This is a genomic window from Endozoicomonas sp. ALC020 (assembly GCF_049275935.1).
Taxonomy (GTDB): Bacteria; Pseudomonadota; Gammaproteobacteria; order Pseudomonadales; family Endozoicomonadaceae; genus Endozoicomonas_A.
In genome coordinates this window covers 2644573-2665462 of sequence record NZ_CP184830.1, presented here as the reverse complement: position 1 = coordinate 2665462, position 20890 = coordinate 2644573, and the positions used below count along the sequence as shown (strand labels likewise).

19 protein-coding genes are annotated in these 20890 nt (G+C 49.7%); 9 read left to right on the top strand and 10 right to left on the bottom strand.

Annotated features, from left to right (window positions below):
• Window positions 1–33: 33 nt before the first annotated feature.
• From ACOJUO_RS09545 to sfsA, 4 genes are all read right to left on the bottom strand, one after another.
• The gene (locus tag ACOJUO_RS09545; RefSeq protein WP_422136497.1) at window positions 34–1221 is read right to left on the bottom strand and encodes an FAD-dependent oxidoreductase; all 1188 of its coding nucleotides are present in this window, start codon (window positions 1219–1221) and stop codon (window positions 34–36) included.
• 26 nt (window positions 1222–1247) lie between these two features.
• On the bottom strand, window positions 1248–2393 hold the full coding sequence (locus ACOJUO_RS09540) for a DegT/DnrJ/EryC1/StrS family aminotransferase (protein ID WP_422136496.1): 1146 nt from the start codon (window positions 2391–2393) through the stop codon (window positions 1248–1250).
• Window positions 2390–3328 carry a Gfo/Idh/MocA family protein gene (locus ACOJUO_RS09535; RefSeq protein ID WP_422136495.1) on the bottom strand — a complete coding sequence of 313 codons (939 nt, stop codon included), beginning with the start codon at window positions 3326–3328 and terminating at the stop codon, window positions 2390–2392. The genes ACOJUO_RS09540 and ACOJUO_RS09535 overlap by 4 nt, the downstream gene beginning before the upstream one ends.
• A gap of 153 nt (window positions 3329–3481) precedes the next feature.
• A complete protein-coding gene (gene sfsA, locus ACOJUO_RS09530; protein ID WP_422139644.1) occupies window positions 3482–4216 on the bottom strand; it encodes a DNA/RNA nuclease SfsA in 735 nt (244 codons plus the stop codon).
• A 346-nt stretch (window positions 4217–4562) separates the two neighbouring features.
• On the opposite strand from sfsA, the gene dksA reads away from it, so the two are divergent.
• The 3 genes from dksA (at window position 4563) to ACOJUO_RS09515 (ending at window position 6895) form a co-directional block, all read left to right on the top strand.
• Entirely contained in the window at window positions 4563–5006 is a 444-nt protein-coding gene (gene dksA / locus ACOJUO_RS09525; RefSeq protein WP_422136493.1) for an RNA polymerase-binding protein DksA, read from the top strand.
• A 134-nt stretch (window positions 5007–5140) separates the two neighbouring features.
• On the top strand, window positions 5141–6058 hold the full coding sequence (gluQRS, locus tag ACOJUO_RS09520) for a tRNA glutamyl-Q(34) synthetase GluQRS (RefSeq protein WP_422139643.1): 918 nt from the start codon (window positions 5141–5143) through the stop codon (window positions 6056–6058).
• Between the two features lie 63 nt (window positions 6059–6121).
• Window positions 6122–6895 carry a hypothetical protein gene (locus ACOJUO_RS09515; RefSeq protein WP_422136491.1) on the top strand — a complete coding sequence of 258 codons (774 nt, stop codon included), beginning with the start codon at window positions 6122–6124 and terminating at the stop codon, window positions 6893–6895.
• 13 nt (window positions 6896–6908) lie between these two features.
• Here ACOJUO_RS09515 and ACOJUO_RS09510 read toward each other — a convergent pair whose 3' ends face one another.
• Window positions 6909–7229 carry a type II toxin-antitoxin system RelE/ParE family toxin gene (locus ACOJUO_RS09510; protein ID WP_422136490.1) on the bottom strand — a complete coding sequence of 107 codons (321 nt, stop codon included), beginning with the start codon at window positions 7227–7229 and terminating at the stop codon, window positions 6909–6911.
• Window positions 7226–7468, bottom strand: coding sequence for a type II toxin-antitoxin system ParD family antitoxin (locus ACOJUO_RS09505; RefSeq protein ID WP_422136489.1), 243 nt, complete (start codon window positions 7466–7468; stop codon window positions 7226–7228). Before ACOJUO_RS09505 ends, ACOJUO_RS09510 begins: the two co-directional genes overlap by 4 nt.
• A gap of 139 nt (window positions 7469–7607) precedes the next feature.
• On the opposite strand from ACOJUO_RS09505, the gene ACOJUO_RS09500 reads away from it, so the two are divergent.
• The 4 genes from ACOJUO_RS09500 to ACOJUO_RS09485 all read left to right on the top strand — a co-directional run bounded on the left by ACOJUO_RS09500 (window position 7608) and on the right by ACOJUO_RS09485 (window position 12989).
• Window positions 7608–7784: a hypothetical protein gene (locus ACOJUO_RS09500; protein ID WP_317143910.1), complete on the top strand. Its 177-nt coding sequence runs from the start codon at window positions 7608–7610 to the stop codon at window positions 7782–7784.
• Complete coding sequence (locus tag ACOJUO_RS09495; protein WP_422139642.1) at window positions 7774–10785, top strand: ATP-binding protein; 3012 nt, start codon at window positions 7774–7776, stop codon at window positions 10783–10785. Before ACOJUO_RS09500 ends, ACOJUO_RS09495 begins: the two co-directional genes overlap by 11 nt.
• Window positions 10782–12164, top strand: a complete 1383-nt coding sequence (locus ACOJUO_RS09490; protein ID WP_422136487.1) for a sigma-54-dependent transcriptional regulator — start codon at window positions 10782–10784, stop codon at window positions 12162–12164. Before ACOJUO_RS09495 ends, ACOJUO_RS09490 begins: the two co-directional genes overlap by 4 nt.
• A 249-nt stretch (window positions 12165–12413) precedes the next feature.
• On the top strand, window positions 12414–12989 hold the full coding sequence (locus ACOJUO_RS09485) for a hypothetical protein (protein WP_422139641.1): 576 nt from the start codon (window positions 12414–12416) through the stop codon (window positions 12987–12989).
• Window positions 12990–12997: 8 nt separating this feature from the next.
• Here ACOJUO_RS09485 and ACOJUO_RS09480 read toward each other — a convergent pair whose 3' ends face one another.
• From ACOJUO_RS09480 to ACOJUO_RS09465, 4 genes are all read right to left on the bottom strand, one after another.
• Window positions 12998–13348, bottom strand: a complete 351-nt coding sequence (locus tag ACOJUO_RS09480; protein ID WP_422139640.1) for a hypothetical protein — start codon at window positions 13346–13348, stop codon at window positions 12998–13000.
• 8 nt (window positions 13349–13356) lie between these two features.
• Entirely contained in the window at window positions 13357–14943 is a 1587-nt protein-coding gene (locus tag ACOJUO_RS09475) for a hypothetical protein (protein ID WP_422139639.1), read from the bottom strand.
• Window positions 14944–15181: 238 nt separating this feature from the next.
• Window positions 15182–16660 (bottom strand): dihydrolipoyl dehydrogenase family protein, encoded by a 1479-nt coding sequence (locus tag ACOJUO_RS09470; protein ID WP_422136483.1) that lies wholly within the window; start codon window positions 16658–16660, stop codon window positions 15182–15184.
• Window positions 16661–16662: 2 nt separating this feature from the next.
• On the bottom strand, window positions 16663–17349 hold the full coding sequence (locus ACOJUO_RS09465) for a TVP38/TMEM64 family protein (RefSeq protein WP_422139638.1): 687 nt from the start codon (window positions 17347–17349) through the stop codon (window positions 16663–16665).
• Between the two features lie 208 nt (window positions 17350–17557).
• On the opposite strand from ACOJUO_RS09465, the gene hemB reads away from it, so the two are divergent.
• Window positions 17558–18556, top strand: a complete 999-nt coding sequence (gene hemB / locus ACOJUO_RS09460; protein WP_422136481.1) for a porphobilinogen synthase — start codon at window positions 17558–17560, stop codon at window positions 18554–18556.
• 121 nt (window positions 18557–18677) lie between these two features.
• A complete protein-coding gene (gene ppk1 / locus ACOJUO_RS09455) occupies window positions 18678–20852 on the top strand; it encodes a polyphosphate kinase 1 (RefSeq protein WP_422139637.1) in 2175 nt (724 codons plus the stop codon).
• The last annotated feature ends 38 nt before the right edge of the window (window positions 20853–20890 follow it).

Here is a 20890-nt window from a genome sequence, read left to right as displayed (position 1 = left end):
CATCTGTCCGTTCTTTGATACCTGCTCAGCGTCTCAATGAGGATTAATTGGATAGCCAAAAAACTGCTTGTTTTCCCTTAGTATTTTTGTAAATAAGGCTTCATTCAGAGCCTTATCCGAGCCGTCATTGTGGTCGACAAAAGTGGCTCCCAGTAACCCTCCCCCTCTGGGCATAAAATAGATGTCCGCTTTATCCGCAGGGCTGGTTCGTTTCGGTGCTCCCGGCGGCTGGTAGCGAGTGTAAATAATGTAGTCGAGCTTTTTCAGGGGTTGATGAGCCAGATCCAGCAACAATCCCATGTTTGGGTAGACCCTGTCATCGTGATTCAGTTTGCCGGCCCCGAGCCCGGAACAGTTAAAAACAACATCGGTTTTAATATCATCCAGACTGTCCACTGTCTTATGGATCACGGGAATCTTTCTGGTTCTGAGTTCACGATCAAAGGCTGCCATAATGACAGCAGTATCCATAAAGTAAGTCCGGAATTTTTGCATCGGGTAACTCACACCGGTCGAAAACTCAACCACGCCTTTCTCTGGTTTGGGTAACAATCCTGCCTCGGCAAAGGGCTCAATACCGGTATAAGTTTCCAGGGGACCTTCCTCGTCTTCTTTGCCCAGACCACTGTAAACATCAATAAGATGAACCCCTTCATTGATGATGGGATGGGTTCCGCTGTCTACCCTTTGGTAACCCTTGAGCGTCTCAATGGCCAGCTGTTCAGCCTCTTTTTTCTCTGTTTCATTTTCTGTTGCCAGAGACACCATGGCCAGATAGCCGGTTGAGTTCAGAGAAGCAATACGGTTGTCTTGCTCGGCGACAATACGAATGCTCCGGTAGCCTGCATGATGGAGTGATAAAGCCAAGGCTTTTCCCATACAGCCCGCGCCAATGACCGTAATGGGGACCTGGTCGTTGAATTTATGCTCTCTGGCCTTCTTCTCAAACAGGGCCATAGCCTTGTCGACACTCCCCCAGAGAAGCGTCCAGCCACTGCCTCCATGACCGTATAAATGGACTCTTAACTGTTCACCCAGACTCTCGGCACTAATCTCTGGCAACCCTTTTCGCATAGGGCGAAGACAGACAACCTTGCGATCAATATTGCCGATCATCACCACTCGCCCCTGAGCATCAAAGTGGGCATCGTCCAGCTGAACCGCCTCAAGCTGATCATAAAACGGGGCTGAATGGACCACTTGAGAGGAAAAAAGGGCCATTACCAATACCGCACAGTGCCAGTTATTCAGGGTGCGACTCCGGCGAACCAGTACGCAAATTCTGCACTGTCATCCGAGAAGAAACGGGAAACCGACTCAGCGACCCGATTCACTTGTGTCTCCGTCATCCCCGGAAAAACAGGCAGGGAAAGACAATGCCGGGACACCTGCTCGGCAACAAAAAGATCCTGTGTCATTGGCAAACCCTCAAACACCGGCTGCTGATGCAGTGGCATCGGATAATACAGGGCTGATGCAACGCCCTGGCTGGCCAGATGCTCCCTCAGTTGATCTCGCTGATCGGTCAATACCGTAAACTGGTGGTAAACATGCTCCTGTCCTGTCGGCAACAGAACATCCATCCCCTGCAGACAGGAGCGGTAGTCTTCTGCTATTTTTTTTCGCTCTTCGTTATAACGTGCAATATGCTTTAGCTTGACCCTGAGCAGCGCCGCCTGCATTTCATCCAGTCGACTGTTGAAACCCATGCGTTCATGTCGGTATTGGGCGCTACTGCCGTGGTTTCTCAATAGCTTAAGCTGCTCCGCCACAGACTCCGTCTTTGCGGTGATTAGACCGCCATCACCAAAACCACCGAGGTTCTTGCTGGGGAAAAAACTGAAACAACCAAGGTCACCCCAGGTTCCCATCATTCTGCCGTTGACTGAAGCACCAAAAGACTGGGCGCAATCCTCAATCAGCAGCAGAGATCGCTCCTCACAGAGCCTCTGAATTTCCTGAATACGGGCAGGCAAACCAAACAGATGAACCACCAGCACTGCACGAGTGTGTTCAGTAATCGCTTCCTTTACCCGAAGTGGATCAATATTAAACGTCTCTGGTTCTATATCCGCAAACACTGGTGTTGCTCCCACCCGAACGATGGCCTCAGCGGTGGCAAAAAAAGTAAAGGGCGTCGTGATGACTTCGTCACCAGGCCCCAGACCCGCTGCTGAGAGTGCAAGCACCAGGGCATCGGTGCCATTAGCGCAGCTGACTGTATGATTAGCCTGGAGAAAGGTTCCGACTTCCTGCTCAAAAGCCATCACCTCCTCTCCCATCAGAAAACGACCTGAGTCGAGTACCCGTGTGGCCGCCGACCTGAGTTCCTGCTGAACAGGCTTGTGCCAGGCGAGTGTATCCACCATCGGGATCAGTGGTTCCGAGCTCACTGGATGCCTCCTTCAATGATGTCGGAAATCCGGGTAGCTAACTCCAGGGCACGCTGGCCATCTTCACCGCTGACCCTGGGTGCTTTTGAGTGACGAACACAGTTTAGGAAATCTTCTATTTCCCTGCGCAGGGAGTCGCTGTCTTTATAATTCAGTGCATCACACTCAATATTTGGAATGCCGGGAAACATCTCACCTTTGCCTTTGTAAAAGTGCGACAGATTCAGAGACTGAAAGTCGATACAAATGCACGACTTCTCCTGAAAGATGTGCATTTTTCGCTTGGCTTTCTGACTGATCCGGCTTGCGGTCACATTGGCTACGCAGCCACCGCTGAATGTCAGCCGTGCCTGGGCAATATCCACCGAGTCAGACAGAACAGCGGTACCGTTGGCAGCGACATCCACCAGTGGTTGGTTGACCATGCTGAGAATAATATCCAGGTCATGGATCATAAGATCCATAACCACATTGATATCCATGGAACGTGGCTTGAATCCGGCCAGCCGGTGGGACTCAATAAAGCGGGGTCTGTTCAACAGCGGGCCTACCCCGGAAAGTGCTTCGTTAAAGCGCTCCAGGCAACCTACCTGCAGAACCAGCTTCTGGTGTCTGGCTATCTGAACCAGCTCATGGGCCTCATTCAGGCTGGAGGTTATGGGCTTTTCGACCAGTACATGCACACCAGCCCTGAGAAAATCCCTGGAAATCTTATGATGAAGCAACGTAGGTACCGCAATACTGACAGCATCCACCTTATCTAACAGTTGTTGGTAATCAGCGAAGAACTCTGTAGCACAGTCTCTGGCAACAAGACGACCACTGTCTTCATCAATGTCTGCCACCCCGACCAGCTGAGATCCAGGTAACATGGCGTACTTATGGGCGTGAAACTTTCCCAGATATCCCGTCCCGACTACTGCGGTTCTGAGCATTAAAAGGTTCCATAACGTAATGATGTCACGCCCTTAAAAATAGACGTAATTTCGCAGGCTACACGAACCATCATGCAAAAAGAGGAATGAAATATAGCCACTGGATCTGCAAATCAGGGCAGGCGACTTATCAATGGTTGTTGAATCAGCCGATTATTGAATATCAAAAACGGGCAATGTCCGGGTCAGAGTAATTTCCTGCGTCGATATATCAGCGCCCAGAGCCATAATTTCAACCCCTGCTGCTGCAGCTTCTTTAATGGCCCGACCGTATTCCGGGTCAATATCATGAGCCGGAGCGACACGTTCAATTCCCGTGTGTTGAACACAAAACAGCAGCACCGCCCTATAGCCTGACTCAACCACGGCCATCAACTCCCTGAGATGCTTTGTCCCTCGTGTGGTGACAGCATCAGGAAACAAGCCCAGACCATCACCCACTGCCAGAGTGACACTTTTCACTTCAACATAACAATCTGGCAAACCTTCTTGCTGCAGCAAAAAGTCGATACGGCTTTTTTCTTCACCGTAAGGTACCTCTCTGCGAACCTTATCGTATTCTGTCAGCCCGGAAATCTGTTTCAGGTTCAGCGCTTCTGCCACCAGTTTGTTGGCTCTGCCGGTATTCAATCCGGCCAGGGTGTTTTTCTCCTCTGATCCGAACATAACGGGGATCTCGGCCAACTCCCAGGTGCAGGGATATTTCCGTTTGGGATTGCCGGAATCGAGATACCAGACCTGTTTACCCGGATAGAGACAATTTTTCATGGAACCGGTATTCGGACAGTGAAGGGTAATGCTACTGCCATCCTCCAGCTCAACATCTGCCATGAACCGTTTATAGCGACGAAGCAGGCGGGCTGACTGAAGATTTTTTTCAAATTTCATATCAATATTTTATTAAATCGGACGTTAATATTCTAAATCTGAATTCTATGATACTCAGTTGACGGTTTCCTCCGACAGTATTTTGTGATTACTATGTAATATGTGGATGATCACTTGTCGACAGCGGCAGAAGCATTTTTTTATGGCGCATTGCCATAGGTTTTGGTAGTTTCATCGCTTCTGTGAGGAAGGCAAGAGGCATAGGGGCCAGATTTAGCAGCTGATTCTGGCAACCCGTAGTGTTGACCTCAGCTTTCAAGGAAGCCGGTCTTATCCGGCGTTCGGATGGAAAGCTTGGCAAGAAGTATGTCGAGCTACTTAATGAGAAGGTGATGAGGCTGTAATCATGTCAGCACAGAAAAAAGCCGATCAAGGTAATTTGCTTCGCTCTTTCACTCCGTATGTGGAGAAAGAAGGCGAAGAATACATGAATGAAAAGCAGGTCGAACATTTCACCAACATCCTAAGGCAATGGAAGCAGGAGTTGATGGAAGAAGTGGATCGCACCGTAAACCATATGCAGGATGAAGCAGCTAACTTCCCTGACCCGGCTGACCGTGCCAGTCAGGAAGAAGAGTTCAGCCTGGAGCTACGCACCCGGGATCGCGAGCGCAAACTGATCAGAAAAATCGATAAAACTCTGACTCGTATTGAGGAAGAAGATTACGGTTTCTGCGACTCTTGCGGTGTCGAGATTGGTGTGCGCCGTCTGGAAGCTCGACCTACAGCCACTCTTTGCATCGATTGCAAAACCCTGGCTGAAATCAAGGAGAAGCAGCTGGGTCAATAATACCCGGTCATTGCTGACTTCACACAAAGCCGCGAATCATATCGCGGCTTTGCTGTTTTTGCGTTTATCAAACTGTATTGCCGAAGCATCGACAATACTCCCTTTCATCTGCTTATGGTCTGATGAGCCTGAACATGCCGACAGCAAAAAAACCTGCTCTCAGTCAAGAAAAGTCAAACTACATTGGCCGCTTCGCACCTTCTCCTTCCGGTCCACTACACTTTGGCTCACTGGTCGCCGCGCTGGCCAGTTTTCTTGATGCCCGCTCGCAAAACGGAATCTGGCGGGTCCGCATGGAAGATATTGATCCTCCCAGAGAACAACCTGGCGCAGCCCATCAGATTCTGAAGTCGCTGGAAGTCTATGGCTTGCTCTGGGATGACCAGGTGCTCTACCAAAGCGAGCGTTACGAGGCGTACCAGGACATCATCAGTGACCTGAAGGTCAGAGGTTTCGTATACCCCTGCACCTGTACACGCAAAGATCTTCATGGAACAGGAGGCGTCTATCCGGGTATCTGTCGAGACAAAACAGTCAACACAAAATCCCCACACTCCCTGAGGGTCAGATGCCCTGACACAATCATTGCGTTTCAGGATCAGATTCAGGGAACGATCGAATATGCGCTGCCAGATCTGGGTGACTTTATCATTCAACGCAAGGATGGTCTCTTTGCCTATCAACTGGCCGTCTGTGCAGACGACGCTTACCAGGGAATCACACACATCGTCAGGGGTCATGATCTTCTCAATGCCACGCCCTGGCAGATCCATCTGTTGTCTCTGCTTAACACTGCTGCGCCTGTTTATGCTCACGTTCCTGTTATCACCCTTGCAAACGGCGACAAGCTCAGCAAGCAGAACCATGCTCCCGGGATTCCTCTTGATCGACCTGAACAACAGTTAATTAAAGCGCTGAGGGCATTGGGACAAAATCCGGATGCCGAACTGGATGGCAGCAGTGTTTCCGAGATTCTGCAGTGGGGTATAGCGCACTGGCAGATAGAAAAGGTCGCAAAACAGCCTATTGTGCCACTGGCGACTTTATCCTGAAGATCGGGAGTGGTATACATAGACTATTAACCTTGTCGAGAAAGATGTGTCTAAGGAGTGGATATGTCCGTCATCAACACCGTTATTAAAAAAATTGTACGTCGTTGGCTGCCTGCTGCCACATTGCTTGTTATCCCCCATTCTCTGGCGTTTACCTCTCAGGAAATCGAGCCCGTCCCGGGAGCTACATTCGATGTTACCGACTCTGAGTTCTGTCAAAAAGCTCGTTTTGAACGCGAAAAGGCTGTTGGCAAAGAGCCGGATCTTTCGAAAATTGAGGTGGTCACCGCACAGGATGCTGCACTCTGCTTTACCCCGGATGAAAACCTGTTTTTCGTTGCTAACCAGGAAGCACAGAACATCCTTGGTCCTCACGCTCCCTGGTATTTGCAGATCAGCCGTGAGTTTCGTGAACGGGTGAAAGAAGCCTGCAAGATTATGGGCTACCAGAACGACGATGTCAGCCGGGCTTACGATCACTGCCTGGAGGACCGCTATGAAGAGCTGATGGGCCCTTACGAAGATAAGTATCGCAGAGAAGCAGGAAACTACCTCAGCAAAAGAAGACAGGTGGCAGAGAGTCTGGTGGTTCGTTGCGATGCCGCGTTGAGTATCAAACGCTCTCGCCTGCCAAGAGACCTCAAATTCCCTCTGGCTTATTACGATAAGCACATCAACGCCCTGCCCAGCTGGTTTCTGGAAGAAAAACTGGACGACACTGACTGGATCAGGAAAATGGCTGACCTGAAAGCCAACGAACTAATGAGCGACGTACTGGGCGACGACTGCCCGGGCAATATGGTTTACTGGGTGACCTACGATCCACCGGGTGTTTGATGTGGACATTTCCTCAGGGTAGAAACTTTTCTTTCGGGCTTCCAACTCTACTTGAAATGTCTGCTTTTTGATGTATGACACTTACAATGTCTGGCTGATGACGGGTCAATTTATAAAAAATAAGATGAGATCCCGCTAGAGCGCTTAGATATCCTGATTTGATCTCATGCCTTGGTTGACCCGCCTTGGGATTTTCAGCCAACCATTCAAATTTATCCGTTATCAAGCGTACGTAGTCGTCGGCTTGTTCCACACCCCAATGATTGAATGTATAAAGCCAGATTTTCTCAAGATCCATCAGAGCTTTTTTACGAATTTTATATTTACTACTCACAAATGTTTCCTGTGCAGTTCAGCCAATAAACCATCCGTACTGAAGTCTTCTGCAACCTGGCTATTTTCTCCCTCTTCCAACTCTTTTCTGAGAGCCTCAAGTTTTACTTCATCCTCTTCTAACTTCCGCAATCCTGCCCTGACCACTTCACTGACCGACTGATAACGGCCTTCCTTGATTTTTGCAGCCACAAACTGCTCAAAGTGATGCCCAAGTGTCACAGATGTATTTCTGCCCATTAACAAGCTCCTGTATTAGTTTGTCGTTACATATTAATACAAACTTCAGCACCTCCCGAGATAAATTCACCCTCTTTTGCGGTTTATCTCAACACTGGTTAACATGGACAGTCCGATTTAAAGCTCGTACTGAAGTTTCATGTACATCTATCGTCTGGTTCTGCTTCTGGTTATCAGTATCTACCTTTTCTCTCCCGCCATCATGGGATGGTGGATTACGACTGGCGATAGCTGGTACCAACCCTGGATTCTCTGGTTTTTCGTGATTCTGGCAGGCTTCCTGCTCCAGCCGAGAGGGAAGTCCGATGAGTTTTGAGCTCGAAGAACTCCTGCTGGTCAGTGTCGCCTATTTGCTGGCCTTGTTCTTTTGTGCCTGGGCGACCGAGAAAGGTCTGATTCCCAGGAAAATCACCCGCCACCCTGCTGTCTATGTGCTGTCTCTGGGTGTCTACGCCTCCAGCTGGGCCTACTTCGGCAGTCTGGGTTTCGCGAATGAGCATGGTTATGTTTTTCTTGCTTTCTATCTGGGTGTGAGTGGTGCTTTCCTGCTGTCTCCGGTTTTGCTCCATCCGATTCTTAAGATTACCCGAACTTACCAGCTCAGCTCACTGGCAGACCTTTTTGCGTTCCGGTTCCGTAGCCCTGTCGCCGGAACCCTGGCCACTGTATTGATGCTGACCGCAACCATGCCTCTGCTATCACTGCAAATTCAGGCGGTATCCGACAGTATTCACCTGATCAGCAAGGAGTACTCTCCGGAACGACTGGCCATCGTTTTCTGTGTCATGGTAGCCCTGTTTGCGGCTCTGTTCGGGACTCGTAATCCCTCAACCCGTGACAGACATCAGGGTCTGGTCATGGCAATAGCGGTTGAGTCAGTGGTCAAACTGGTGGTTATGGCAACCCTGGGCCTGGTAATTTTGTTTGAAGTTTTTCATGGTCTTGATGGCGTGGAAGTCTGGCTTGCTGTCCATCAGGATTCACTGATAGAAATGCAAACACCGCTTGAGGACGGTCCCTGGCGCAGCATGCTGCTGATGTTTTTTGCTTCAGCGATTGTCATGCCACATATGTTCCATATGACTTTTGCCGAGAATCGTAGCCAGCGTTCTCTTCATATTGCCAGTTGGGCACTTCCCCTTTTTCTGCTGATACTGAGTCTGCCCACACTGCTGATTCTCTGGGCCGGTATCAAGCTGGACAGCCCGGTAGCGGCTGACTACTTCACGCTGTTCATTGGTCAGGCTCTGGATATGCCATGGCTAACCATTGTCGCCTACATAGGAGGGCTGGCGGCTGCCAGTGGCTTGACGATTGTCACAATACTGGCCCTGTCTTCAATGATCATGAACCATATAGTGTTACCCTATCACCCGCCTCGCCTTCAGATTGAGGTGAACATCTATCGCTGGCTGATCTGGTTCAAGCGATGCATTATTGTGGCACTGATTGTCAGTTCCTACGGCTTCTATCGCATGCTCGAAGCCGAGCGCGCACTCTATAATCTGGGGGTTATTGCCTACGTAGGCGCCCTGCAACTTCTGCCGGGAGCGCTCTGCGTACTCTATTGGCCCAAAGCCAATCATAAAGGATTTATTGTCGGCCTGATCGGCGGTACCACCTTCTGGTTCTTCACTATGATGTTGCCCCAGATGGTCGATTTCAGCCTCTTCAGTTCGACCATGAATGAAGTTTCGACCTATCTTTACCAACAGTGGCATCTGTTGGGTATGACTGCCTTGTCGGTCAATGCAGTACTTATCTATCTGGTCTCGAAGTTTACCCGTATGTCCCCCGAAGAGCGTTCAGCCGCCAGTGCCTGTCTGGTGGAAAGCGATAGCCGAAACGAGCAGAAAGTACCTGAAGCCAAGTCCGCCCATGATTTCCATGAAATGCTGAGCAAACCTCTGGGGGAACTGGTAGCCCAAAAGGAAGTATCCAGAGCACTCAGCGATCTCAACATGAGCGAAGAGGAAAATCGCCCCCATGCGCTTCGTCGGCTAAGGGAGCGGATCGAGAAAAACCTTTCGGGCCTGATGGGACCGACTGTGGCCCACGATATCGTTGACACTTTCTTGCCCTGGGATGAAAACAAGGGTTACGTTACCCGGGACATTCATTTCATGGAATCCCGACTGGAGGCCTATCACAGCCGATTGAGCGGACTGGCCGGAGAGCTTGACGATCTGAGGCGATATCATCGGGACACTCTGAATAATCTTCCCATGGCTCTTTGCTCCGTGGATGCGGCAGGAGAGATTATGCTCTGGAACCAGGCTATGAGTCATATGACCGATATTCCCGCCTCGGATGTCCTGGGCAGCCCTATGAACCAGATTCCAGAGCCCTGGAATAAGATTCTCGGCAACTTTGCCCGGATAGACAGTCACCACCTTCCTAAACATGGTGTAGAAATTAATGGGCAGTTGCGTTATTTCAATCTTCATAAGGCTAACCTTGAAGCACCATTATCCGGTGTCAGTGGCAACAAAGTGATGCTGCTGGAAGATCATACTGAAAACCAGATGCTGGAAGATCAACTGTTTCATAGTGAACGACTGGCTTCCATTGGACAGCTGGCGGCCGGTGTTGCCCACGAGATTGGCAACCCGGTCACGGCTATTGATTGTCTGGCCCAAGAGCTGAAAGCCCTTTCAGAAGAAGACGATACCCGGCAAGTGGCGGGTCAGGTACTGGAACAAACCAAAAGAGTTTCCAGAATTGTGCAAATGCTCATGAGCTACTCCCATAACGGTAAGAATCGATCAGAAACGAGCACTCATGAACCCGTCGATCTTTTTACCAGCGTTCAGGAGTCTATCAGCCTGTTGCAACTTGGACGAAAGAGCAGCAATATCAGCTTTCTTAACTTATGTGATCCAGATCACAGGGTGGCGGGTGACCCACAAAAACTGCAACAGGTTTTCATCAACCTGCTGAATAATGCTGTGGATGCTTCCGATGAGAACAGCACAATCACTATAAGAACATCGGCCTCTGACCATACCATCAAAGTCGACGTCGAAGACCAGGGTCATGGCATTCCTGCCAGCATTCAGGAGCGTCTGTTTGAACCCTTCTTCACCACCAAAGAGACGGGTAAAGGTACCGGCCTCGGTCTGGCACTGACCTGGAATATCATTGAAGAGCACTTTGGTACCATCAGAGTCATCAGCCCAACCGATAAAAATCTGGATAAAGGTACACGTTTTGAAATTTCCCTGCCGCGTCATGAGCCGCAGAGCATCAGGCAGCAGCATGGTTATATGACTTATCGGCCCCATGATTCATGGGAGCAGGAGGGGGAAACCGTATGAACCCGGGTAATATTCTCATTGTTGAGGACGAAGAGATTATTCGTGCCTCCCTGAGAAGATTGTTGGAAAGAAACGACTACAGCGTCAGCGAAGCGGGTTCTGTCCACGAAGCTGAGTTGTCCTACAGATTAAAAGACTTTGACCTGATCATCAGTGATTTGCGCCTGCCTGACTCACCCGGTACCGAGATGATCAACCTTGCTGAGGACGTACCGGTCCTGATTATGACCAGTTATGCCAGCTTGAACTCAGCCGTGAACACCATGAAAATGGGCGCTGTTGACTATATTGCCAAACCCTTTGATCACTCTGAAATGCTGGAACGTGTTGCCGCTATTATGGCAAACAAACCGGCTTTACCTGACAGATCAACTGAAGACGTGCTTAGTGACACACATACAGGATACAGCGGTATTCTGGGGCATTGTGACGCCATGAAGCTGCTCTTCAAACGCATCCGAAAAGTTGCCCCGACCGATGCCACTGTTCTGATTCAGGGTGAGTCAGGTACGGGTAAAGAACTGGTCGCCAGAGCCCTCCATGAGAACAGCCGCCGTGCCAATGGCCCAATGATCTCGGTTAATTGTGCGGCCATTCCGGAGACCCTCATTGAATCAGAACTATTTGGTCACGAGAAGGGTTCCTTTACCGGAGCCACTGCTGCCCGGACGGGCCTGATTGAAGCAGCCAATACCGGCACCCTTTTCCTTGATGAAATCGGTGAACTTCCCCTGGAGGCCCAGGCTCGATTGCTTCGGGTTCTGCAAGAAGGAGAAATCAGAAGAGTGGGCTCCGTGCAATCCCAGAAAGTCGATGTACGACTGATTGCTGCTACCCACAGAAATCTGCGCCAGCTCTCTGCAAGTGGTGACTTCCGTGAAGATCTCTATTATCGATTGAAAGTGGTAGAACTGAGAATTCCGGCTCTGCGTGAGCGAGGCAACGATGTCCTGATGCTTGCAGAGAAGCTGCTGGAAAAAGTCTGCAGCAAGATGGAGCTGGAAGTGTATTCTTACTCTCCTGAAGCCATGGCAGCTATCTGTCAACATCAGTGGCCGGGGAATGTGCGAGAGCTGGAACATGCCATTGAGCGGGCTGTCATTCTCTGTGACGATGACATCATTACGCCTGAAACTCTGGATCTGGATGTTCACGTCAAATCGACTTTCTTCAGGACTGACATCGGCAATACTGACAATAACAACGTGGTTGAGACTCAGGATGGTTTGTCACTGGAAGATTACTTCCAACGCTTCGTGCTTGAACACCAGAATCAAATGACCGAAACCGAGCTGGCTCAGAAACTCGGCATTAGTCGTAAAACACTTTGGGAGAGACGACAACGACTGGGGATTCCCAGGAAAAAAACCACAGCCTGAAACTGTCTGAAGATTAATCAATCTGATCAGGTCATCTTTCTGATTGCTCATCAAGACCCCCAGTTCGATGGGGGCTTCTTAAGGAATTAAGGATAAATTATTTTTAAAACTAAATAACGGCTCTTTCATAATGGATCGAGCTATCAAATCAATGGGAAGATACCTGAACACTGCCTATAATTTTCCTGTTGCTTTCGCAACACTTCAGCATCTCTATTTTCATTTTCATTTTCATTGAGAATATCTATTATGAATCTGCTACAACCAGACGGCTTATGTCGCAGGGCTTCCCTTGTTGCTTTGTCAGGCCTGTTCATCGGCTTCACTCCTCTCAGCCATGCGGAGTTTGCAGACAATGCAACGAAACAGGTCGAAGCTGTTTATAATGAGGGCATCGGCTTGAATGGAAACGTTGATCTCGGCAAATGCGTAATGCGAGTTAATCCCGACAGTCAGGCAGAAACCAAAAATCCAGCACAAGCCATTTTTAATCATCCGGGCAGTATCAAGGATGTGGGTATCAGCCTCAATAAATCTCACCTTGTAAAAGTAACATTTGATGACATGCAAGATCCTACCTATCTGGTACGCTCTGAAGACCTCATAATCGCGTCAGACACCGGCAACAAGCCGGGTTGGGTAATCAGAGAGTTCAGGTTTACCAAGGGGAAGGCTATGGAAGCAAGAGTGCAGCTCAATGATAGCATAGCGTGGACCTGGGACTGCAGTGACGCCGCTGTTAACATAACTAATGTACGGTTTCAGGACGACCTTCAACATGCTCACCCCGATCAACCTGACAAAAAGCCACCTGCAGAGCTGTAAGGGTGTCTTCATGAGCCGTACTTGAGCTGGGCAATTTTCAGCTCATTTCTGGCCACCTTGAGATGGCTGATGGCGTCCAGGCCCATTTTCTTTAATCTTGACTCCTGGGCAGTCTGTTCACGATAGGCTGCCTCGGCGTCATCCCGCTGGGATTTGAGCACATCCATTTTCTTCGCCAGTTCTTCATCGGCTTCATGACTGGCCTCCAGCAACGCCATCTGCCCATTAAGCCGGGTCAGTTTTTCGGAGCACTCTCCAACCCGGTGCCGGGTTTCTTCAAGATTTCTCAAAATAGAAGTTTCAAAGGCTTCTGCATCACTTACCCGCTGCTGGAGCTGCTGAAGATGTTCAGATTCCATGAATGCTGTTATTTCCTCGCTGCTTCTTTATCAATTCTTTCCAGGTCTTTTTTCATTGACACAGGATATTGCTGCTGGATTTCATCCATACTATCGCCAAACATAATATGTTCAATAAACTCCCTATTAAAGAGCTTGAATTTTTCGGGATCTTTCATGGCTCCCAACAGGCAAGCGCTGAGATTGGACCTGAGCCTGACTTTTTCACCAAAAACCAGTCCTGAAGCCAAAATATCGGCCAACACCTGTCGATAATCACTGGGGTTGCGCAGGTTATCCATGGACTTCTCCAATGCCTGGATACTCATTGCTTTGTGAGGCGTTATACCTTTGAGAAAAGCTCTCATCTCGGTTCCGGAAGGCTTCAAAGGAGGTTGTTCTGACGACTTGAAACTGACCTTGTCGGACAGTATTCTGGTAACCGTTTGCTTCTGCTCTCCAATTATTGGCTCTGCAACTTTTGATGCTTCATGTTTCTTTAGCGGCTCTTCTCGACTTTGCGTTTTCTCAGGCGGTCCGGTTTTCTTCCGGGAAGCCTGTTTTTCTGCTTTCTTCTGTTGCCTGAGACTTCTATCGATTTCTCTTTGCTCTTGCTTCTTTGCTTTTTCGGATTCTCGCGCTGACTTCACTTTTTCTTTTAACAAGGCCACTTCGAGCTGCAACTGTTTTGCTTCAGCCCTGGCGTCCGAAATGTGTTGCTTGATCAAGGTTTTTACGGCCTCTGCATCAATGCCATGCTTAACCTGCTTTTCATCGGCTTTGGCCAGTAACTTCTCGCCATGGACCGTCAGAGCGTTCGCTTTCTTCTGAGCCCTTTGCAAAGACTTGAGCGCTTCTCCCAATCTTTTGCTGGACTGATCTTTGGCTGCTATCACCTTACTGCGAATTTTAGGTACCGACTTCCCCAGGGATAGTAACTCTTTTTGCAATCTTTCAAGCGCCTGACGCGCTTTCTTACCAGCCTTTGCAGCCTTCTTTTGCTCTGCTTTCAGATCCTTCTGTGCCCGCTCCAGATCCTTCACTTCGTGCTTTCGTGTACTCACCAACTGGTCAGACTCCCGGGCTGCGTAAAATGCCTCACTTTCAGCCCCGGTCATTCTCTTACCGCCCAGTCCTAATTCCAGCAAGTTCTCCTCCAGTACTCCCTGTCTGGCCAGACTGTGAGCCTCGGACTTAAGTTTCCTGGCTTCTTTCAATGATTCATTGGCCTCTTTCAGAGCCGCTGTCAGGGCATCTTTGCTGCTTCTGTCGACTTTGGGTCTTGCTTTCGAGCCTTCCCAAGAAATTTTTTCCCGAACATTACTGACTTTGGATAAAAGTTGCTCTTCGCGGGAAGGTCCTGAAGGCAATTTCTTCTTCACATCATCGGGCGAAGCCGCCTGAATATCGAATTCTGACAGGCTTTTGCCAGACAGTCCGGAAGGCTCAAGGCTGCCATTATTCAGACTGACACTCAGATCAACCCCGATGATAGAGTCACGACTAAGACGAGCAGGATTTTCAGCTTCTTGCCGGATGAGAGGCGCTGAGTCCGTTCCTGAAGTTTTGGGGAGGGTTGGGGATATCCCTGCCTGTGAAATGCTGGATTGAGACATCGGGTTCCTGATCATTTTGTAAACAGGCCTCGGAGAAGAGACCCTTTATTTTTAATCTAGCAGCCTGTCGGAATTGAGCGTCCGTAGCGAGGATTGCGAGAAATTGAGGATAAAAATTTCTGATTCCGAGGAGAATAGCGAGCTATTTGACGAGGGAGCAGGAATTTTTAGACCAATTTATCGCAACCGCAGTAGGACAGTCTTAAATCCGACAGGCTGCTAGCAGCCAGGATCTGAGTCAGCGTCTCATCCAGTCATGATACTTCTTGACCCACTTCAACAAACCTTCCGGCGCATGGGCCCGTTTCCACTCACCTGCAGCAAACTTGTTGGATTCGCTGAGCGTAGGGTAAATGTGAATAGTGCCAAGAATCTTGTTCATTCCCAGACCGTGTTTCATGGCGGTTATGTATTCGGTGATCAGTTCACCGGCATGGTAACCCACGATAGTGCACCCCAGAATCTTGTCACTGCCCGGCCTGGTAAGAACCTTGATAAACCCTCTGGCTTCCTCATCGGCAATAGCCCTGTCCAGATCATCAATACCGTAGCGGGTGATTTCGTAGGGAACTCCCTGTTCTTTGGCTTCCGTTTCATTAAGGCCTACTCTGGCCACTTCCGGATCAGTAAACGTACACCAGGGCATGACCGAGTAATCCACTTTGAACTTCCTGAAGCGTCCGAAGAGTGCGTTCACAGAGGCATACCAGGCCTGGTGCGCTGCTGCATGTGTGAATTGATAAGGTCCCGCCACATCACCGCAGGCGTAGATATTCGGGAATCGTGTCTGCAAATATTCGTTCACAGCAATGGTTCCACGCTCTGTGGTTTCTAGCCCGAGCGCTTCCAGCCCCAGGCTGCCGGTGTTGGCTTTGCGACCTGTGGCAAACAGGACAGCATCGAAATCAATGTCAACGGTTTGGCCTTCATGCTCAGCTACCAGCCATTGTTTATCACCGTCTTTGTGAAAGGATCGGGTTTCGTGCTTCAGCTTAAGATCAACCCCGTCTTTGCGAAACTGGGACATCACCTCCAAAGAAACATCCGGATCTTCCCGGTGCAGCAGGCGGGGACCATGATCGAGCAGAGTCACATTGACACCCAGTCGGGTAAAAGCCTGAGTCAATTCACAACCGATCGGTCCGCCGCCGACGACCAGCAGCTTTTGTGGTTTTTCACGAATATCCCAGAGAGTATCTGATGTGTAATGGGTAATCTGATCAACACCGGGCAAAGGCGGCACAAAGGGTCTGCCGCCACTGGCGATAATAATATTTCGGCTGGAAATCCGCTGACCGTCCACCTCAATTTCCCAGGGACTGACCAGCCTGGCTTCACCCGTAACGCAGTTTACGCCCAGACCGGTATAACGTTCGACCGAATCATGGGGCTCAACCTGCTTAATGACCGATTGCACTCGTTCCATTACAGCGGTGAAATTGACATCAGCCTGCACATTCTCCAGGCCAAATTCGTCGGCTCGCTTCATGTAATGGGCCATCTTGGCAGATCGAATCAAAGCCTTGCTGGGAACACAGCCGGTATTAAGACAATCGCCACCCATTCTATGCTTTTCAATCAAAGTGACTCTGGCTTTCACGGCCGCTGCAATGTAGCTGCTTACCAGTCCGGCAGAACCCGCTCCTATCACAGTCAGGTTATTATCGAACCTGCGGGGTTTTCTGAAGCCCTTGTAAACACCGGAATGACCCAACATGCTTACTCCTCCTTATTTTCTTCACTGATTGAAGGCTTTTTGATCAGGCTGATAGCTTTACGTGCCAGCCATGGGAAAATCCCCAATAATACAAAGGAACCAATAAGCCCCGGTGTTAAAATACCACTGACGGATAATTCCTGAACCTGTCCCAGCTGAGCACCGGCATTCACATACACAGCCGTTCCCGGCAGCATGCCAAGCTGACTGACCCAGTAAAACGTTCTGGCTTTCATGGGCGTCAGCCCCATAACCAGGTTAATCACAAAGAAAGGAACTGCAGGAATCAATCTCAAGGTCAGAAGATAAAACAGACCGTCTTTCTCAATACCCTTGTTAATGGTTGCCAGATATTGGCCAAACTTACCCTGGACCCATTCCCGCAACAGCGTTCTGGAAATGAGGAAAGCCAGAGTGGCCCCTATCGTGCTGGCAAAAGAGATCACTATCAGGCCCGTCGTAAACCCGAAAATAGCACCACCAACCAGAGTAAGAATAACAGCGCCCGGAAGCGAAAGCGCCGTTAGAGCCACATAAATGGCAAAGAATACGGCAATGGTAAGTGCAGGATTATCGCTGTAAAGCGACTGAAAATAATCACGAGTCAGATATTGTTGTGCATCCAGTGCAAAAAATGCAGTAATGGCTGCCATGACAGCCACCAGTAGAATGATTTTACTTTTATTCATACAAGGAATCTTCCTGCGGAACGGTTGCAACATCCTGTCGGGAAAGCGCATAACGCATCTTTTTCGTATAATGCCTGTCAGACTATACGTTAGCTACACCCATAAGGTTTCACACGTCATGAACCGGACATTTCGCTCTATCCCCTCATAACGAACAGGGTTGACGAGCGAAACAAATACTTTTAACCACCCTCTTCAGAGTGTAATTATGATCCAGCGACCCTTCCCGGCAAGCCGTCCCAGACGCATGCGTTTTGACGATTTTTCCCGCCGTCTGATGAGAGAAAACCGCCTCACTGCGGATGATCTGATCTACCCGGTATTCATTCTTGAAGGCTCTCGTCACCGGGAAGCTATTCCTTCAATGCCGGGCATAGAACGAATGACGGTCGATGAGCTGATTCGTGAAGGTGAAGAGCTTCTGGAGCTGGGTATTCCGGCCATTGCCCTGTTTCCAGTCACACCGGCTGAGAAAAAGTCTGATGATGCCGCCGAAGCCTGGAATCCGGAAGGCCTGGTTCAGCGGGCCGTTCGTGAGTTAAAACAAAAACTGCCGGAGCTGGGCATTATTACTGATGTGGCCCTGGACCCATTCACCAGTCATGGACTGGACGGTCTGATTGATGAATCAGGTTATGTCGTAAACGACCCAACCGTTGATGTCCTGGTTAAACAAGCTCTGTCTCATGCCGAAGCAGGAGCTGATATTGTCGCACCCTCCGACATGATGGATGGCCGAATTTCTGCCATTCGCACCCGACTCGAAGAGACCGGTCACCTGAACACCCGGATTCTCGCCTACTCTGCCAAATACGCATCCAGCTACTACGGCCCATTTCGCGATGCTGTCGGCTCTGCGGGCAATCTGGGCAAAAGCAACAAGCATAACTTCCAGATGGATGTAGCCAATATTGATGAAGCTCTGCATGAGATCGCAGCTGACCTCAATGAAGGAGCCGACATGATTATGGTTAAACCCGGTATGCCTTATCTGGATGTTGTCAGAAGAGCCAAGGATGAATTCAAGGCACCCACCTTTGTTTACCAGGTCAGTGGCGAGTACGCCATGCATCAGGCGGCCATTGCCAACGGCTGGCTGGACCGAAATGCCATCATGATGGAGTCTCTGCTCTGTTTCAAACGAGCCGGAGCCGATGCCATTCTGACCTACTATGCCAGAGAAGCGGCTCGCCTGATCAGGCAATAACGCCTTAGCACTCAACTCAGTCATCAAAACGTCGTACAATTACGTTATAACAAGAGCCCATTGTCAGTCCGGCTTATACATGAATTCGTATACTGCCACTACCGATGCTGTAAGAGGTCCCATGGATAATTCAAAAGACCGGGAACTCCCTGAACCCGGAGTCAGCACAAAAGAGAGCCAGGAGCCTGTTGCTCCAACGCCTCGTATTACAGACCTTAGCAACCCGGACTACTACATCAACAGGGAGCTGAGCCATTTACAGTTCAACCGCCGTGTGCTTGAGCAGGCGATGAACGACGACCACCCCCTGATTGAACGTCTGCGGTTTCTGTTGATTTATAGCTCAAACATGGATGAGTTTTTTGAAATCCGAGTTGCCGGCCTGATGCAGCAGGTAGAATTTGCCCGTGAACAAGTGGGTTTGGATGGCCTGGGTCCTCAGGCGGTGCTGAAAGAGATCAGCCATCAGGCCAAGCAAAATGTTCAGCTTCAATACGAAATCCTGAACGACAAACTGCTGCCTCGTCTGGCCAGGCAAGGCATTCGATTTATTCGGCGTCATCAGCTGAACGACAAACAGAAAGCCTGGATCAAGCGCTTCTTCTATAACGAAGTCATGCCCATCATCAGTCCCATTGGACTGGATCCGGCTCACCCCTTCCCGAGACTGGCCAACAAACTGCTCTGTTTTATTGTGGCAATGGAAGGCAAAGACGCATTTGGCCGTGAAACGGGTATGGCTGTTATTCCTGCGCCAAGATCGTTACCTCGGGTCGTTGAACTGCCCGATGACGTCTGTGACAAGGGCGGTAGAAATTATGTCTTTCTGTCATCTATCATCCACTTGCATATGCAGGACCTGTTCCCGGGTATGACCATCAAAGGGTGTTACCAGTTCCGATTGACCCGAAACAGTGATCTGGACCTTGAAGACGAAGTAGAAGATCTGGCCAAGGCCCTGCAGGGTGAGTTGCTCTCCCGCCGCTACGGAGAGGCAGTGCGCCTTGAAGTGGTCGATAACTGCCCAGCGCCACTGGTTGACTTCCTGCTGAAAGAATTTGGCCTGACGGAGGATGAGCTCTACCGGGTCAATGGTCCGGTGAACCTGATCCGAATGATGTCGGTATGCAACGAGGCATCACCCGAGTTTGAGCACATGACCTTCCCCAGCTTTACACCCAGTTACCCCAAGGCGTTGCAAGCCCGAAGCTCACGGTCTGTTAATATGCTGGATGCCATTCGCAAGTCCGATATTCTGCTGCATCATCCCTTCGAGTCCTTCACTCCGGTTGTAGATATGCTGCGCCAGGCGGCTACTGATCCTAATGTTCTGGCAATACGTCAGACGTTATATCGTACCGGAGCTCGCTCCGAGATGGTCGATGCTCTTGTGGAAGCGGCCAGGAAAGGTAAAGAAGTCACGGTTATCGTGGAAATCCGGGCACGTTTTGACGAAGAAGAAAATCTGGCACTGGCAAGAAGACTTCAGGAAGCCGGAGCGGTTGTCGTGTATGGAGTGGTTGCCTACAAAACCCACGCCAAACTGATTCTGATTGTTCGTCGGGAAGGAAAAAAGATTCAGCGTTACGCACACCTGGGTACCGGAAACTATCACGCGGGTAACGCACGACTCTATACCGACTATAGCTTGCTGACCTGCGACAAGGATATCACCAACGATGTGCGCAAAATCTTTCAACAGCTGACGGGGATGGGTAAAGCGGTGCGCGTGCGTAAGCTTTTCCATGCGCCCTTCACACTCAAGAAAAGCCTGATCGAACTGATCAATCAGGAAGCCGTTAATGCCAGAGAAGGTAAACCGGCTCGTGTGATCATCAAGGTAAACTCACTGACTGAAAGCCATTTGATAAAGGCTCTTTTCCGGGCTTCACAGGCCGGTGTCGAGATTCACCTGATCATTCGGGGTATTTGCTGCCTGAGGCCCGGTATTGCCGGATTGTCAGAAAATATTCAGGTGCGCTCTATTGTCGGCCGTTTTCTTGAACACACCCGGGTTTTCTACTTTGAGAACGATGGGAAATTCAGAGTCTACTGCTCCAGTGCTGATGGTATGGTTCGTAATCTGGATATGCGTGTTGAGACCTGCTTTCCCATTGAAGAGCCGAAGCTGGCTGCACGAGTGAAGAAAGAGCTGGAACTGTATCTGTCAGATAATACCCTTAGCTGGCAACTACAAAGTGATGGTCAGTATCTGCAGAACAAGCCATCACGGGGCCATCGTCGCAGGAATGCCCAGAGAAGGTTGCTGGAAACACTTGCAAACTACACTCACTGATTTGCAGAGAGGGATTCAGGACAAAGTTGATTTTTTGC